The sequence below is a fragment of the Variovorax paradoxus EPS genome (assembly GCF_000184745.1).
GTDB classification, from domain to species: Bacteria; Pseudomonadota; Gammaproteobacteria; order Burkholderiales; family Burkholderiaceae_C; genus Variovorax; species Variovorax paradoxus_C.
The window spans coordinates 379,917-395,368 of sequence record NC_014931.1 but is presented as its reverse complement, the minus strand read 5'-3'; the positions used below and the strand labels follow the sequence as shown (position 1 = coordinate 395,368).

Annotated in this window: 16 protein-coding genes; 8 read left to right on the top strand and 8 right to left on the bottom strand. The window is 67.5% G+C overall.

Annotated elements, in window-relative coordinates; genetic code table 11:
- Nucleotides 1-87: 87 nt before the first annotated feature.
- The 6 genes from VARPA_RS01870 to gtdA all read right to left on the bottom strand — a co-directional run bounded on the left by VARPA_RS01870 (nucleotide 88) and on the right by gtdA (nucleotide 6,799).
- Nucleotides 88-1,443, bottom strand: a complete 1,356-nt coding sequence (locus VARPA_RS01870) for an FAD-dependent oxidoreductase (RefSeq protein ID WP_013538841.1) — start codon at nucleotides 1,441-1,443, stop codon at nucleotides 88-90.
- Complete coding sequence (locus VARPA_RS01865; RefSeq protein ID WP_013538840.1) at nucleotides 1,443-2,420, bottom strand: Bug family tripartite tricarboxylate transporter substrate binding protein; 978 nt, start codon at nucleotides 2,418-2,420, stop codon at nucleotides 1,443-1,445. Before VARPA_RS01865 ends, VARPA_RS01870 begins: the two co-directional genes overlap by 1 nt.
- Before the next feature lie 88 nt (nucleotides 2,421-2,508).
- Nucleotides 2,509-3,495 carry a Bug family tripartite tricarboxylate transporter substrate binding protein gene (locus tag VARPA_RS01860; protein WP_013538839.1) on the bottom strand — a complete coding sequence of 329 codons (987 nt, stop codon included), beginning with the start codon at nucleotides 3,493-3,495 and terminating at the stop codon, nucleotides 2,509-2,511.
- 55 nt (nucleotides 3,496-3,550) lie between these two features.
- The gene (locus VARPA_RS01855; protein ID WP_013538838.1) at nucleotides 3,551-4,804 is read right to left on the bottom strand and encodes a 3-hydroxybenzoate 6-monooxygenase; all 1,254 of its coding nucleotides are present in this window, start codon (nucleotides 4,802-4,804) and stop codon (nucleotides 3,551-3,553) included.
- Nucleotides 4,805-4,928: 124 nt separating this feature from the next.
- Nucleotides 4,929-5,633 carry a fumarylacetoacetate hydrolase family protein gene (locus tag VARPA_RS01850; protein WP_013538837.1) on the bottom strand — a complete coding sequence of 235 codons (705 nt, stop codon included), beginning with the start codon at nucleotides 5,631-5,633 and terminating at the stop codon, nucleotides 4,929-4,931.
- Between the two features lie 68 nt (nucleotides 5,634-5,701).
- Nucleotides 5,702-6,799 (bottom strand): gentisate 1,2-dioxygenase, encoded by a 1,098-nt coding sequence (gtdA, locus tag VARPA_RS01845; RefSeq protein WP_013538836.1) that lies wholly within the window; start codon nucleotides 6,797-6,799, stop codon nucleotides 5,702-5,704.
- A 129-nt stretch (nucleotides 6,800-6,928) separates the two neighbouring features.
- Between gtdA and VARPA_RS01840 the strand changes: the two genes are divergently transcribed.
- The 5 genes from VARPA_RS01840 (at nucleotide 6,929) to VARPA_RS01820 (ending at nucleotide 10,632) form a co-directional block, all read left to right on the top strand.
- Nucleotides 6,929-7,825, top strand: coding sequence for a LysR family transcriptional regulator (locus VARPA_RS01840; protein WP_013538835.1), 897 nt, complete (start codon nucleotides 6,929-6,931; stop codon nucleotides 7,823-7,825).
- 97 nt (nucleotides 7,826-7,922) lie between these two features.
- Nucleotides 7,923-8,372 carry an acyl-CoA thioesterase gene (locus VARPA_RS01835; protein ID WP_013538834.1) on the top strand — a complete coding sequence of 150 codons (450 nt, stop codon included), beginning with the start codon at nucleotides 7,923-7,925 and terminating at the stop codon, nucleotides 8,370-8,372.
- 90 nt (nucleotides 8,373-8,462) lie between these two features.
- Entirely contained in the window at nucleotides 8,463-8,957 is a 495-nt protein-coding gene (locus VARPA_RS01830; RefSeq protein ID WP_013538833.1) for a phasin family protein, read from the top strand.
- 124 nt (nucleotides 8,958-9,081) lie between these two features.
- Nucleotides 9,082-9,780, top strand: coding sequence for a TetR/AcrR family transcriptional regulator (locus VARPA_RS01825; RefSeq protein WP_013538832.1), 699 nt, complete (start codon nucleotides 9,082-9,084; stop codon nucleotides 9,778-9,780).
- Nucleotides 9,781-9,795: 15 nt separating this feature from the next.
- Nucleotides 9,796-10,632: a hypothetical protein gene (locus VARPA_RS01820; protein WP_013538831.1), complete on the top strand. Its 837-nt coding sequence runs from the start codon at nucleotides 9,796-9,798 to the stop codon at nucleotides 10,630-10,632.
- Nucleotides 10,633-10,642: 10 nt separating this feature from the next.
- On the opposite strand, the gene VARPA_RS01815 is transcribed toward VARPA_RS01820, so the two are convergent.
- Nucleotides 10,643-11,527 carry a dienelactone hydrolase family protein gene (locus tag VARPA_RS01815; RefSeq protein WP_013538830.1) on the bottom strand — a complete coding sequence of 295 codons (885 nt, stop codon included), beginning with the start codon at nucleotides 11,525-11,527 and terminating at the stop codon, nucleotides 10,643-10,645.
- Between the two features lie 62 nt (nucleotides 11,528-11,589).
- Between VARPA_RS01815 and VARPA_RS01810 the strand changes: the two genes are divergently transcribed.
- Nucleotides 11,590-11,847, top strand: a complete 258-nt coding sequence (locus VARPA_RS01810; RefSeq protein WP_013538829.1) for an acyl-CoA-binding protein — start codon at nucleotides 11,590-11,592, stop codon at nucleotides 11,845-11,847.
- 84 nt (nucleotides 11,848-11,931) lie between these two features.
- Here VARPA_RS01810 and VARPA_RS01805 read toward each other — a convergent pair whose 3' ends face one another.
- Nucleotides 11,932-13,179, bottom strand: a complete 1,248-nt coding sequence (locus VARPA_RS01805; RefSeq protein WP_013538828.1) for a CaiB/BaiF CoA transferase family protein — start codon at nucleotides 13,177-13,179, stop codon at nucleotides 11,932-11,934.
- A 316-nt stretch (nucleotides 13,180-13,495) separates the two neighbouring features.
- Here VARPA_RS01805 and VARPA_RS01800 point away from each other — a divergent pair, with 316 nt between their 5' ends.
- Nucleotides 13,496-14,386: a helix-turn-helix domain-containing protein gene (locus tag VARPA_RS01800; RefSeq protein ID WP_013538827.1), complete on the top strand. Its 891-nt coding sequence runs from the start codon at nucleotides 13,496-13,498 to the stop codon at nucleotides 14,384-14,386.
- A 127-nt stretch (nucleotides 14,387-14,513) separates the two neighbouring features.
- Nucleotides 14,514-15,434 (top strand): ABC transporter substrate-binding protein, encoded by a 921-nt coding sequence (locus tag VARPA_RS01795; RefSeq protein WP_013538826.1) that lies wholly within the window; start codon nucleotides 14,514-14,516, stop codon nucleotides 15,432-15,434.
- Nucleotides 15,435-15,452: the final 18 nt, after the last annotated feature.

Genomic DNA, 15,452 nt, shown 5'->3' with positions numbered 1-15,452 from the left:
TCGAAAACGAAAGGAGGTGCACTTTTCGTCCGGGGTTGGAGTTCATCAAGCCCCGGACTCTAGCGCCATACCGTGGATTCGGTGGCTTCAGCGATCGATGTCCGCGCCGTCGGCGACCAGCTTCTTCTGCAGCGCCGGCACGTCGACATCCGCAAAATTTGCGCTGCCCAGCGATGCCGCCGCCGTGCCCGCGGCCTGGCCCATCACGAAACAACCGCCGCTCGCGCGCGCGGCCGACTGGCCTTCGTGCGTCATCGCGGCGCAGCGGCCGGCCACCAGCAGGTTGTCGACCGTGCGCGGCACCAGCATGCGCCAGGGCAGCTGGTTGTAGGTGTGGTTGTCGTCGCGCGGAAAGGCCCATTCGATGCGGCCGTCGGCATGCATCTCCATCGGCCAGGCGTTGATGCCGATGCTGTCGTCGAACCGTGCCGACGAAAGGATGTCTTCGCCGGTGAGCGCATAGAGGCCCTCGATGCGGCGCGTTTCGCGGATGCCGACCTGCGGCGCGATCTCCACGATGGCCGAATGCCCGAAACCCGGCACCTCGGCCTTCATGAAATTGAAGTACTCGGCGATCTGGCGGCGGCCTTCGAGCTCGCCCTCGGTGAGTTCGCGTGCATCGACGCCGTTCATCGCGCGGCCGGCCGCGTTGCGGATCTGCGTGACGTTGGCACGCCATTCGCGCGGATCGATGTTGGGCCGCAGGATCGCGCCTTCGCGCGGAAATCTGTAGGTGCCGGGCTTCTGCTGCTGCACCTCGGCCATCAGGTCGTTGATGGCCTTGAACTCGCCCACGGCCGCAAGCGCGGGTTCGGCATCGACCTGGCCGACGCGGAACATCGTGGTCGGAAAGAGGCCGCTGCCGTGGCCGTCTCCCACCTCGAAGGGCACGCTTGCGAAGGCGGCCACGTCGGCGTCGCCGCTGGCGTCGATGAAGGCGTTGGCGCGGATCGCCTGGCGGCCCGACTTGGTCTCGACCACGAGCGCCGCGATGCGGTCGCCGTCGCGGATCACCGCCGCCGCCCACGCGTGGAACAGCAGGTTCACGCCCGCATCGATCAGCAACTGGTCGGCCGCGATCTTGTAGGCCGAGGTGTCGTAGGAGCGAACGCGGATGCGGCCCTGCATGCCGTCCTGCGGCTTGTTGAGGCCGCCGAGTGCGCCGATGCGATCGAGCAGGTCGTCGGCCACGCCGCGCACCAGCAGCGTCATCTCTCCGTTGCGTTTGCCGTAGAGGCCGGCGAAGTTGGTCACGCCGCCCGCGGTGCCCATGCCGCCGAGGAAGCCGTAGCGCTCCACCAGCAGGGTGTTGGCGCCGTGGCGCGCGGCGCTCACGGCGGCCGCGATGCCGGCGGGGCCGCCGCCGACCACCACCACGTCGTATTCGCCGAAGACCGGCAGTTCGCGCGCCGGTTCGGTCAGGGTCTTCTGCTGGGCTGCCATCACTGCAGCTTGATTCCGCGGGTGGAAATGATCTTGGTCATGATCGCAGCCTCTTCCGTCACGCGGGTGCGCATGCCGTCCGGCGAGGTGCCCACGGCCTGCCAGCCCTGCTCGAAGAGCTTGCGGCGGACCTCGGGGGTCTTCATGACGACCTCGAGTTCGCGGCTGATGCGCGCCTGCGCGGCCTTCGAGAGGTTGGCCGGACCGAGCAGCGCCACCCACACCTCGAGGCTGAAGTCCTTCACGCCGGCTTCGGACAGCGGCGGCAGTTCGGGCACCAGCGCGCTGCGTCCGCCGGTGAGGCCAATCGCCTTGAGCTTGCCGGCGCGCACCTGGGGCATGGCCACGCCCGGCGGGATCAGGCCCATCTGCACCTGGTCGCCCAGCATGGCGGTGATGACCTGCGGATTGCCCTGGTAGGGCACGTGCTCGGGCTTGAAGCCGGCCACGCGGCTCTTGAGCAGTTCCATGCCGAGGTGGCCCACCGAGCCGATGCCCACCGAGCCGTAGTTCCACTTGTCGCCGGCCTGGCGCGCGGCGTCGAAGAAGGCGGTGCCCGAGGGCAGGTTGTTCTGCGCCACCAGCACCAGCGGCGCCGTCGCGATCAGCGAGAGATACGTGAAGTCCTTGACCGGGTCGTAGGGCAGCTTCGGGTACAGCATCTTCGACGAGGTGAGATTGCCGTTGATGACCAGGCCCAGCGTGTGGTCGTCGGTGGCCTTGGCCACCTGGTCGGCCGCGATGTTGCCCGAGGCGCCGGCCTTGTTGTCCACCACGATCGGCTGGCCCAGCGCCTTGCCCAGCGGCTCGGCGATGGTGCGCGCCGCGATGTCGGGGGTGGAACCGCCCGGAAAGCCCACGAGCAGGCGGATGGGTTTGGTCGGCCAGTCGGCGGCCTGTGCGTGGGCGGCGAGCGGCAGCAGGGCGGCGGCGGCCAGGCCGCAGGCGATCAGGAGGGCTCTTTTTTGGGCTTGCATGGGCGAAAAGAACGTGAAAAATTTGTCAAAGAAAGCAAAGAGGGGCAGCTTAACTGCGGGCCACACCCCTGGGAAGGCAGGCCAGCCGCTACTCGAGGCTGATGTTGCCCCTGCGCACCAGTTCGCCGTACACCTTCGACTTGGCCTCGGCGTTGCGCTGGATCTCCTCGGGCGACCACGCCAGCGGCTCGAAGGCGAAGGTGTCGAAGCGCGCACGGATCTCGGGGTCGGCGATGACCTTGGCGACATCGGCGTTGATCTTTGCCTTCACCGCCGCCGGCACGCCCTTGGGCGCGAGCAGCGAGACGAAGGAGTTGACTTCGAGCGAGGCCGGCCCGCCCGCCTCGGCCATGGTCGGCACGTCGGGCATCTGCGGAATGCGCTTGGGCGCCGCGACCGCGATGTAGCGCAGCTTGCCGGCCTTGTAGATGCCCTGGCTCGACGGAATGCTCGCGAAGGCCCACGGCACCTCGCCCGTGCCCACGTTGGAATAGAGCTGCGACACCTCGCGGTACGGCGCATGCCGCATGCGGATGCCGGTGAGCGCCTCCAGTTGCTGCGCGCCCAGGTGGCCCGGGCTCCCGACGCCCCAGGAGCCGTACACCACGCCTTCGGGCTCGGCCTTGGCGGCGGCGATGAGATCGCCCATGGTCTTCCACTTCGAATCGGTGCCCACGGCCACGAAGAAAGGCGTGCGGAACAGCGAGGCCACCGGGTCGAAGTGCTGCAGCGTCACGAAGTTCTTCGACTTGTAGAGGTGCGGCAGCGCGGCGACGTGCTCGCTGTCCAGCTGCAGCAGCGTGTAGCCGTCGGGCGCGGCGCGGCGCGCCTGGTCGATGGCGATGAAGCCGCCGCCGCCGGGCTTGTTGTCGATCACCACGCGCTGGTTCCACAGGCGCGAGAGCTTGTCGGACACGAGGCGCAGCACCGCGTCGGGGCCGCTGCCGGCGGCGAAGGGCGTGACCAGCGTCACGGGCCTGTTCGGGAAGTCGCCGGCCTGCGCCAGCGCGCCGGTGGTGGCGACGGTAACGGTGAAGGCGAGGCCGCCCGTCAGCAATGTGCGCGAGAAATTCATGGTGCTTGTCTCCTGGGCCTTTGGCCTCGAATAGTGATGATGGAAGAAACTCGTTTCAATGCAACGAAAACTCGGCCGCGGCAGGTTGCAGCGATGTGGGTGCATCGTCCAGACAGTGCTCCGGCCGCCACGCATAGAGCCACTCGACCGCATCGTAGAAACGCTCCGGCGTGCGGCCGATCCAGAGGCTGTTGCGCACCAACCGCTCGACGCCCTTCGCGTGGTACAGGCGACCCATCTCGCGCACCGACAGCACCACACGCGCCGTGCGGGCAACGCGCGCCGCTTCGTACAGCTTGAAGGCGGCGGTCATGTCGAAATCGCAGGCCTCGACCGCCGCGCCCAGCGTCACCGCATCTTCGAGCGCCATGCAGGCGCCCTGCGCGAGGTACTGCATCATCGGATGCGCCGCATCGCCCAGCAGCGTGGCCGGGCCTTCGCTCCAGCGGTCGACGGGGTCGCGGTCGGCGGTGCTCCAGCGGCGCCACGAGGTGGGCCGGTCGAGCAACTGACGCGGGCGCGCGTGCACGCCCTCGAAGTACGAGAGCACTTCTTCCTTGCTGCCGTCGGTGACGCCCCATTCCTCTTCTTCGCGGCTGTGGAAGGTGACGACCAGGTTGTATTGCTCGCCATGGCGCAGCGGGTAGTGCACCAGGTGGCAGTTGGGGCCGGCCCAGACGACGGGCGCGTTCCAGCGCAGGTCGGCCGGCATGTCGGCCGCGGGCACGACCGCGCGGTAGACGACGTGGCCCGAGACACGCGGCGCATCGCCGATGAGCTTGGCGCGCACCACCGACTTCACGCCGTCGCAGCCCACGATGGCATCGGCCTGGAAGCGCCGGCCATCGCGCGTGACCGCGGTGACACCGTGCGCACCGCTATCGATCGATTCGACCTGCGCCGAGGTGTGGAAGCGGATCAGCGGATGCTGCTTCACCGCTTCGTGGATCGCGCCATGCAGGTCGGCGCGGTGGCTCACCGCATACGGATTCCTGAAGCGCGCGCGGAAAGCCTCGCCGACCGGCACCGAGGCCACCTCGCCGCAATCGACCGCATCCATCATCACGAGCCTGTCCGTGAAGACCGAGCCCCGGCGCACCGCCTCGCCCACGCCGAGCGCATCAAGCGCGGCGAAGGCATTGGGGCCGAGCTGCAGGCCCGCGCCGATCTCGCCGATGGCTGCGCTCTGTTCGAGCAGGTCGATGGAAACACCGAGGCGCGCGAGCGCAAGTGCCGCGGCCATGCCGCCGATGCCGCCGCCGACGAGCAGCACAGACGGGTGTCTTGTTTCGGAGGGGAATGCACTCATGGGGACTGCGGCCTCGTACAAATTGAGTTCAAGAAAAATCCGTTCACGCTGAGCTTGTCGAAGCGCTGCGCGAGGCTTCGACAAGCTCGGTCCGAACGGTTGCAACGACAGACCGCATTCCCTATCAGTCGATGCGAACGGTGAGCGACGGCAGCCGCTCGATGCTCACCTTGATCGTCTGCCCCGCTTTCACCGCGCCCACGCCTTCAGGCGTGCCCGTGAAGATCAGGTCACCGGGCTGCAGCGTGAAGAGCGTCGAGAGATTGGCGATCACTTCGTTGACCGACCAGATCAGGTGCGTGATGTCGCTGTTCTGGCGCACCTCGCCATCGACGGTGAGCGTGATCGCGCCCGCGTTGATCTCGCCCACGTCGGCGAGCGTGCGCAGCGGCGCGATGGGCGCCGAGAAGTCGAAGGCCTTGCCGATTTCCCAAGGGCGGCCGGCTTCGCGCATCTTCATCTGCAGGTCGCGGCGCGTCATGTCGAGGCCGACGGCGTAGCTGTGAATGTGGCTCGATGCCTGGTCCACCGGGATGTCCTTGCCGCCCTTGCCGATGGCGACCACGAGCTCGGCCTCGTAGTGGTAGTTGCTCGTGAGCGGCGGGTACGGGATCTTGCCGGTCTCGCCTTCAGCCACCGGCACGACCGAGGCGTCGTCGTTGGGCTTGCAGAAGAAGAACGGCGGTTCGCGGTCGGGGTCGAACCCCATCTCGCGGGCGTGTGCTGCGTAGTTGCGGCCGACGCAGTAGACGCGGCGCACGGGGAATAGCTTGTCGGAGTCGACGATGGGCAGGCCGACGATGGAAGGAGGCGTGAAGACGAAGGACATGGAGGGTTCCTGCCGCACGAAACGGCACACGGTCAAAAATGATGAAATGAAAAGAGGTCGGCCGCCGTTCAGGCGTCTTCGAGAAAGGCTTCGCGCAGGATGCCCATGGCTTGCTGCACGGGCCGGTCGGAAAAACTGAAGAGCACCACGTCATCGACCGGCGACAAAAGCCGCAGCGGCGCCCACGACGGCACGACGAAGGTGTCGCGCGGGCCGAACTCGAAGCGCTGGCCCGCGATCTCGGCGATGCCGTGGCCTTCGACCACGCTGTACACGGCGCCATCGGTCGCGCGGTGCGTCTTGCCCGCGAAGCCTTTCGGCAGCAATTGCAGGTTGGTCGAGATCGTCGGCATCGGCGAGCCGCCCGTCAGCGGGTTGATGTAGCGCAGCTTGTGGCCCAGCCACGCATCGGGCGCTTCCTGCTTCTGCAGTTGCGCGAGAGCCTCGCGGCTGCGCGCATACGGGTAGTTGAAGATCGGCGAGGTGGCCGATACGTGGTCGTGCCGCACCGGCACCATGTTGTGGCCGAAGCGCGCGAGGCTGTGGCCCTCGGGGCGCGCGACATGCTGCACCTTGGCGTCGTCGTTCTCGGCAAAGCCGGCGTCGAAGAAGCGCAGCATCGGAATGTCGAGCCCGTCGAGCCACACCACCGGTTCGCTCACACCTTCGATGCCTTCGTTGCCATGGTCGTGCCAGGCCCACGAGGGGGTGATGATGAAGTCGCCCGGGTACATGGTGGTGCGCTCGCCGCCCACCGTGGTGTAGGCGCCCTTGCCGTCGACGATGAAGCGCAGCGCCGACTGCACATGGCGGTGCGAGGGCGCCACCTCGCCCGGCATGATGAGCTGCAGCCCCGCGTAGATCGACTGCGTGATCGACGAATTGCCGGGCAGCGCCGGGTTCTCGAGCACCAGCACGCGGCGCACGGCCTCCTCGGCGGTGATGAGCTCGGCCGACTCCATCAGCAGCGGGCGGATCTCGTCGTAGCGCCAGAGCGCGGGCACGCATGGCGTCTGCGGCTCGCGCGGCACCAGGGCGTGCAGCGATTCCCACAGCGGCGTGAGGTTCAGGGGGCGGATGCGGGCGTAGTAGTCGCTGCGTTCGGCGGCGTTGGCCGGGGCGCTTTTTGCGGGGCTCTTGGCGGGGCTCTGGGAAGCGGAATTCATGCGTGGTTGTCTCCGTTGCGGCATTGTTGAGCCGCCCCACTATTTCCTCAAGACCGGCAGCCAATACACGGAATTGAAAATTTCGATAATGGTGTCTTTCGCCCTAAGCCAAGAAGCCCGGAGAACACCATGTCCAAGCTCGATCTCGAATGGCTCGCCGTGTTCGACGAGGTCTACAAGACCGGCAACGTCTCCAAGGCGGCCGAGCGGCTGGGCATGGCGCAGGCCGCGGCCAGCACCGCGCTCAACAAGCTGCGTGCGCACTTCGACGATCGCCTCTTCACCCGCACCGCGCAGGGCATGCAGCCCACGCCGCATGCCGAGCGCATCTACCCGAACCTGCGCGAGGTACTGGCCCAACTGGCGCAGGCGCAGGGCAACCGCAGCAGCTTCGAGCCCGCCGGGGCGCAGCGGCGCTTTCGCATCTGCATGACCGACATCAGCGAGGTGGTGCTGCTGCCCGGCCTCCTCGACCACCTGCGGCACGTGGCGCCGGGCGTGCACATCGAGACCGAGATCATCTCCACCAACAGCGGCCGCCGCCTGCAGGACGGCGAGGTCGACCTGGCCGTGGGCTTCATGCCGCAGCTGGACGCGGGCTTCTACCAGCAGACGCTGTTCATGCAGAACTTCGTGTGCCTCGCGGCACAGAACCATCCGCGCATCGGCGCCAGGCTCGCGCGCAAGCGCTTCGAGGCGGAGGCGCATGCGGTGGTGTCCACGTCGGGCACGGGGCATGCCATCGTCGACACGACCATCGCGCGGCTCGGGTTGAAGCGCGACGTGGTGGTGCGGCTGTCGAGCTTCCTGAGCGTGGCGCGGATCGTGGCGCACACCGAGCTGCTCGTCGTGGTGCCGCGCATCCTGGGCAAGGTGCTGGCCACGCAGGAGCCAGTGAAGCTCCTGGAGCTGCCCTTCGCGCTGCCGGACTACGCGGTCAAGCAGCACTGGCACGAGCGCTTCCATGCGGACCCGGGCAACGCGTGGCTTCGGCGCACGCTGGCGCAACTCTTCAGCGGCAGCTGAGCGTGTGTGTCGGGACGACAGGCGGCGCGGCCGGAAGCGGGCGCCCGCTCGCATAATCGCGGCTCCTCACCCACAGCCACCCTTATAAGGCGCCCCAATGTCCTCGATCACCCTGCGATTTCTGGCCGAACCCAACACCGTCAACTTCGGCGGCAAGGTCCACGGCGGCACGGTCATGAAGTGGATCGACGAGGCGGGCTACGCCTGCGCGACCAGTTGGGCCAAGCGCTACTGCGTCACCGCCTTCATCGGCAGCATCCGCTTTCACCGGCCGATCATGATCGGCGACCTCGTCGAGGTCGAAGCCCGCCTCGCCTACACCGGCACCACCAGCATGAACATCTCGGTCGAGGTGCGCAGCGGCGACATGAAGGGCGGCATGATGGAAAAGACCACCGAGTGCCTGATCGTCTTCGTCTCGGTCGATTCGCACGGCCGGCCGCTTCCGGTGGAAGCCTTCGTGCCCGGCACGCCCGGCGAAATGGCACTGGCGGAACGGGCGAAGGCGCATCTCGATGCCAGCCGCGCAGCCGGCGCCACGCCGTAGCCACCGTCATCGTCGTAGAGGCGAAGCTCTAACGGAAGCGATGCCCAGCGGCTAGAGTCAGGCGACAAGTTTTCAAAGGACTACTTCGCAATGGCGACTCAAGACGACGACAGCAACAACGGCAACGACAAATCCTCCGACCGCATCAAGGATTCCGCGCAGCAGATCTGGCTGGCCGGCCTCGGCGCCTTCGCCAAGATGCAGCAGGAAGGCAGCAAGGCCTTCGAGGCGCTGGTCAAGGACGGCGCCGGCATGCAGAAGAAGACCCAGGCCGCCGCCGAAGAAACCCTCGCCCAGGCCCAGCAGCGCATGGCCGGCTTCGCCAGCGAGTTCGGCACCAAGGCCGCGGGTCAGTGGGGCAAGCTGGAGAACATCTTCGAAGAGCGCGTGGCACGCGCCCTCGAAAAACTCGGTGTCCCTTCGGCGGCCGACATGGCCGCGCTACAGGCGCGCGTCGAGGCCCTCGAAGCGCAGTTGAAAGGCAGCGCGAAGGCAGCCGCAACCAGCCGCAAGACCACCGCGCGCAAAACCGCGGCACCCGCCCCCGCCGCGAAGAAGACGCTGCGCCGCACCAAGGCCGGCTGACCTCGCCCGAATTGCGGCGCTGCACAAAAAATCAGCGCCGCAAAACATGTCCCGCACCGTTCATGGTGCAGTGCACATACGCTAGAGTGTTCCCAAGACCAAGAGACACACCGGGGGCACCGACATGGCAAAGAAGGCGCCACGCCGCACAGCGCAACGCATCCTCGAAGCCGCATTGGACCTGTTCAACCGCTTCGGGGAACCGAACGTCTCGACCACGCTGATCGCGGGCGAGCTCAACATCAGCCCCGGCAACCTCTACTACCACTACCCCGCCAAGGAAGAGCTGATCAACACGCTCTACCAAGGCTACGAGGCCGAGCTCAACGAGCTGCTGCATGCGAGCGAAGGCGTGCACGACGTGGAGGACGCATGGTTCTTCATGCACACGCTGTTCGAGCTGATCTGGCGCTACCGCTTTCTCTACCGCGACCTGAACGACCTGCTGAGCAAGAACCGTCACCTGGAAACGCAGTTCCAGCTGGTGCTCAAGAACAAGACCCGCGCGATCCGCCAGCTGATCTCCGGCCTCGGCCGCGCCGGCCACCTGGACATCGACGCGCACGAGATCGATCCGCTGGCCCAGAGCATGGTCGTGGTGCTCACCTACTGGCTGAGCTACGAGTACGTGCGCAACCCGCGCGAGGCGCTCGAGCCCGCGCATGCGCAGGGCGCGCTGATGCGCGGCGGCCACCACACCCTGCACCTGCTCGCGCCCTATCTCGGACGCGAACAACGGCGGCATCTGCTGACACTGAGCAATGCCTACAACGGCGAAGATGCCACGCACAACGTGGCTCCCACGGTCGACATGGCGGCCTAGGGCCCTGTTCACACCATGCCCCACCCCGATTTCAAACCGCTCTCGCTGATGTCCGCCGGCCCGGTCGCCGCGAACGCGGAACCCTGGACGCCCCTTCCCTACGCCGACGTGCCGCGCTTCGATGCGCGCAGCGTGCTGCCGCACTGGCCGCGCCTGCACGCCGGCCACCACCTGCCGCCGCCCGCTCCCGACGCGCCGCTGGCAGAAGGCTGGGCGCTGTACCACAGCGGCGAATTCGAACGCGCCGCCGCCATCGGCCTTCTGCACGGCTCCGAAGGCCTGGTGCTGGCCAACCAGGCCACCGCCATCTACGCCAACTACCTCGAGCCGCGCGAGGCCACCCGGCTCGCGATGTTCCGCCAGGTGATCGAGCGCGCCAGTGCGCAGGCCGCCGCCGAACCCGACAACTGCCAGGCGCTCTACTGGCAGGCCTATGCACTGGGCCGCTACAGCCAGGGCATCAGCGTGGCGCGCGCGCTGGCCCAGGGCCTCGGCACCAAGCTCAAGGGCGCGCTGGAGCATGTGATCGCGCTGCAGCCGGCGCACGCCGACGCGCACCTCGCGCTGGCCGCGTTCCATGCCGAGGTGATCGACAAGGTGGGCGCGCTGGTCGGCCGCATGACCTACGGCGTGCGCGCCGAGACCTCGGTGGAGCTGTTCGAGCGCGGGCTCGAACTGCACCCGCACTCGCCCGCCGGAATGATGGAATACGCCCGCGCCCTCCTGATGCTGCATGGCGACTCGCGCATGGCCGAAGCCACCCAGCTCTATGAAAAGGCCGCGGCGATGACACCGGCGGATGCGCGGGAGCGGCTGGACGTGGAGCTGGCTCGGGCCGGCCTGTCGGACTGAGCGGCGCGCGTCACCGCCGCTGGCGCATCAGCCCGACCTGCTCCAGGAACGCCCGCACCCGCGGCTGCCACACCTCGGGATAGCGCGAGAACAGCGCGTGCCCGTCCTCGCCGTAAGGCGGGAACTGCGTGAACTCGCCTTTGCCGCCCGCATCCCTGAAGGCCTTGAACCATTCCTGCGGATAGGTGGGCCCGAAGTACTGGTCGTTCTCGGTGTAGATCCACAGCGTGGGCATGTGCGCCGTCTTGCCGTAGTGGCCGAACAGCCGCTCCAGCGCCTCCGGCGAGCACGGGCGCTGCGGCTGCGTTTTCGGATTGCCGCCACCGCCGCCCGCGAAGTTGATGGCCGCCACCACGCCCGCCGGGTTCTGGGCGGCCGCCGCGATGGCGATGGTTCCGCCGAACGACTGGCCGACGATGACGGCGCGCGCCGGATCGACATCGGGCCTCGCGCGCATCACCTGGAGCACCCGCAGCGTCTGTGCCAGCCCCGCTTCGTAGGCCGGTGCGTAGCGCCTGGCGCCGCACTGGCCGCTGGCCTCCACGTCTTCGCCGCCGGTCACGCCGTAGCCGATGCGGGTCGGCACAGCGACGACGAAGCCCTGCGCCACGAAGAAGCGCGACGCCACCGAATAGCGCGCGCGCCCCATGGCCGCGCGCTCCGCGGACTGCGCCGCCCGCCCGTGGTTGAGGACGATCAGCGGAGCCGGCACCGGGTTCGCGTCGTCCGAGAAGACAGTCACCCGGATGGACTGCTCGACGCGCTTGCCGTAGATGTCGCTGACCTGCACCGGCACGTCGAACTGCTCCTCGCGCAAGGCGCCATGCGCGCTCGTCGCGGCCAGCAGCAGAAGCTGCAGCAGCACGGCACACCAGAGTGCGGATGTCTTCTTCATGAATGTTCCTCCCGCTCCCGGTTATTAAGATTGCCGTTTCGACTCATCTTCTTCCCACCGCCATGTCCGACCTCAACGCCCAATTCGAAGCCGCCCAGGCCAACTCCAAGCTCCTGGCCGAGCGCCCCGACAACCCGACGCTGCTGAAGATCTACGGCCTCTTCAAGCAGGCCACCGAAGGCGACAACACCGCCAAGAAGCCCAGTTTCAGCGACATCGTCGCACGCGCCAAGTGGGACGCCTGGACCGCCCAGAAGGGTGCGAGCAGCGACGAGGCCAAGCAGAAGTACATCGACCTGATCGAATCTCTGCGCGGCTGAGACTGCGCAAAGCACCGTTCGGGCTGAGCTTGTCGAAGCCTTGCGCGACGCTTCGACAAGCTCAGCGCGAACGGATTTGCCTTTTCAACCCACGATCCCGCGTGCGTGGAGCGCGGCGATCTGCTCGGCGCTCAGGCCGATTTCCTTCAGCACCGCATCGGTGTCCGCACCCAGCGCCGGCGCGTTGTGCCGATGGCTGGCTGGCGTGAGCGAGAGCTTCGGCACGAAGCCGGGCACCGCGAGCGCGCTGCCGTCGGGCATCCGTACCTGCTGCAACATGCCGCGCGCGGCGTAGTGCGGGTCGGTCGCGATGTCGGCGATGGTGTAGATGCGGCCGGCCGGCACGTGCGCCGCATCGAGCGCGGCGAGCACTTCGTCCACGGTGCGCGCGGCGGCCCAGTCGCCGATGGCGGCATCGAGCATGTCCACCTGGGCCACGCGGCCCGCGTTGCCCACCAGCGCCGGGTCGGCGGCCAGGTCCGGCCGGCCGATGCATTCCATCAAGCGGCGGAAGATGCCGTCGCCATTGCCGGCAATGATCGCGTAGCCGCCATCCGCGCAGCGGTAGGCATTGGTCGGCGCAATGCCGGGCAGCGCGCTGCCGGCGGCCTCGCGCACCGCGCCGAATTCGCCGTACTCGGGCAGCAGGCTTTCCATGCAGTTGAAGACCGCCTCGTAGAGCGCCACGTCGATCACCTGACCCCTGCCCTTCGGGTATTGCGCGCTCACCGTCGCGTTGCGGTGCTGCATTGCCATCAGCACGCCGATCACGCCGTGCAGCGACGCCAGCGTATCGCCGATCGACACGCCCACGCGCACCGGCACGCGGCCCGGCTCGCCCGTGAGGTGGCGCAGCCCGCCCATCGCCTCGGCCACCACGCCGAAGCCGGGGCGGTCGCGGTAGGGGCCGGTCTGGCCGTAGCCGCTGATGCGCAGCATCACGAGCGCCGGGTTGGCGGCCAGCAGCGCGTCGGGGCCGAGGCCCCAGCCTTCCATCGCGCCGGGGCGGAAGTTCTCGATCAGCACATCGGCCTCGGCCGCGAGTTGCCGCACGATGGCCTGCGCCTCGGGCTCGCGCAGGTCGAGCGCCAGCGAGCGCTTGTTGCGCGACTGCACCTGCCACCAGACGGAAGTGCCGTCTTTCATGAGCCGCCAGGTGCGCAGCGGATCGCCCGCGCCGGGCGGCTCGATCTTCACCACCGCGGCACCGAAGTCGGCCAGCGTGCGTGCGGCAAAGGGGCCGGCGACCAGTTGTCCAAGTTCGACCACCTTGAGGCCGGCGAGCGGGCCCGCCGCGGTCGGCGTGGCCTGGGAAGAAGTGGTTTTCGTCATGGCGCCAGAGTGTGCCGCGTCGCGGCGAGCGCCCTCCGGGGCGGGAAAACACCTATGAATTCTTGACTTCGCATTTCCAGCGCCTTCCGCACCGCAGCAATCGCCTGCCGCCGGGCCCTCTCCCCCGAGGAGAAAGGCGTTTGCTGCACCGCAATGCCCTCGCCGAACCGCTGGTGCAAAGGTCAAAAAAGTATCGATTTCAAGCCTCATCTCTGGTTGTTGGCGTCCTGGGCGATTCGTACAGTCCGCCCCACGTTGTCATGTGTCGATCGCAAGACAAACGAAGAGACAAGAAAGAAAGAACAGGAGACCACCGATGCAACCCGATCTGGAAATCGTCGAAGTCCGCGGGGACGAATCGTTCACCGCCTGGGCGCACGGCTATCCGTACCGCACGGTGCGCTGGCACTTCCATCCCGAGTACGAGATCCAGTTGATCGTGGAGACCAAGGGCGTCTACTTCGTGGGCGACCACGTCGGCCACTTCGAGCCCGGCAACCTCGTGCTGATGGGTCCGGACCTCCCGCACAACTGGATCAGCGACGTGCCCGCGGGCCAGAGCGTCGAGCGGCGCGGCATCGTGATCCAGTTTCCGGCCGAGCTGATGAAGAACATGAGCGCCGCCTTCCCCGAGTTCCAACGCATCGCGCCGCTCCTGGCCGAGTCGGGCTCGGGGCTGCTGTTCTCCGCCGAGACGGCCCTCGCTGCCAAGCCGGTCATGGAATCGTTGCTGGAGGCGCGGGGCCTGCGCCGCGTGATCCTGCTGCTCTCGCTGCTCGAACTGCTGGTCGACAGCCACGACCGCCAGCGGCTCGCGAGCCCCGCGTTCAAGCCCGACCCCAAGGCCTTCATGTCGCACGCCATCAACAACGTGCTCGCGCACATCTCGGCCAACCTCGGCGACGAGTTGCGCGAGCCCATGCTGGCCGAACTGGTGGGCCAGAGCCCGAGCGCGTTCTCTCGGTCGTTCCGCAAGCACACGGGCCAGTCGTTCGTGCGCTACGTGAACCGGCTGCGCATCAGCCGCGCCTGCGAGCTGCTCACCAACAGCGAGAAGCCGGTGCTCGACGTCTGCATGGACGTGGGCTTCAACAACGTGTCGAACTTCAACCGGCAGTTCCTCTTGCACAAGCGCATGCCGCCGACCAAGTTCCGCAACTTCCACCGCATGCAGGCCGCGGCCTCGCGTGCCACCAACGCGCCGTAGCCGGCGTTCTTTTTTTCGTTCCCCGCGTCGTTACCGGCGCGGCGCTCCGGGCGCCGCGCGGGGCACGCCTTTGCCCGCGTTTTTTGTCAGCCACTCAGTCAGTCAAACACCCCAGGAGACCGCAACCATGAAGAACCTTCTCAAAACCACCGCCCTCACCGCCGCACTGGTCTGCGCAGCATCTGCCGCCCAGGCGCAAGCGCCCAAGCAGCCGCTGCGCATCGGCATGACCTTCCAGGAACTGAACAACCCCTACTTCGTGACGATGAAGCAGGCGCTGGAAGAAGCCGCGGCCAGCATCGGCGCCACCGTTGTCACCACCGACGCGCGGCACGACGTGGCCAAGCAGATCGGCGACGTGGAAGACATGATCCAGAAGAAGGTCGACATCCTCCTGCTGAACCCGACCGACTCCACCGGCGTGCAATCGGCGGTGCGCTCGGCCAAGAAGGCGGGCCTCGTCGTGGTGGCTGTCGATGCGAATGCGCAGGGCCCGGTCGACTCCTTCGTTGGCTCCAAGAACACCGACGCCGGGCGCCTCGCCTGCGAATACCTCGCCAAGAGCATCGGCGAAAAAGGCGACGTCGCGATCCTCGACGGCATCCCCGTCGTGCCGATCCTGGAGCGGGTGAAGGGCTGCCGCGAAGCGCTCGCCAAGTACCCCGGTATCAAGGTCGTGAGCACGCAGAACGGCAAGCAGGAGCGAGCCACCGCGCTCACCGTGACCGAGAACATCCTGCAGGCCAACAAGGACCTGAAGGGCATCTTCAGCGTGAACGACGGCGGCTCGATGGGCGCGCTCGCGGCCATCGACGCGAGCGGCAAGGACGTGAAGCTCGCCAGCGTGGACGGCGCACCCGAAGCCATCAAGGCGATGCAGAAGCCGGGCTCCAAGTTCATCGCCACCACCGCCCAGTACCCGCGCGACCAGATCCGCCTGGCCATCGGCATCGCGCTCGCCAAGAAGTGGGGCGCCAACGTGCCGGCCGCCGTGCCAGTGGATGTGAAGCTGATCGACGCCGAAGGCGCGAAGACCTTCACCTGGTAAGCGGCTCATCGGCTCCGT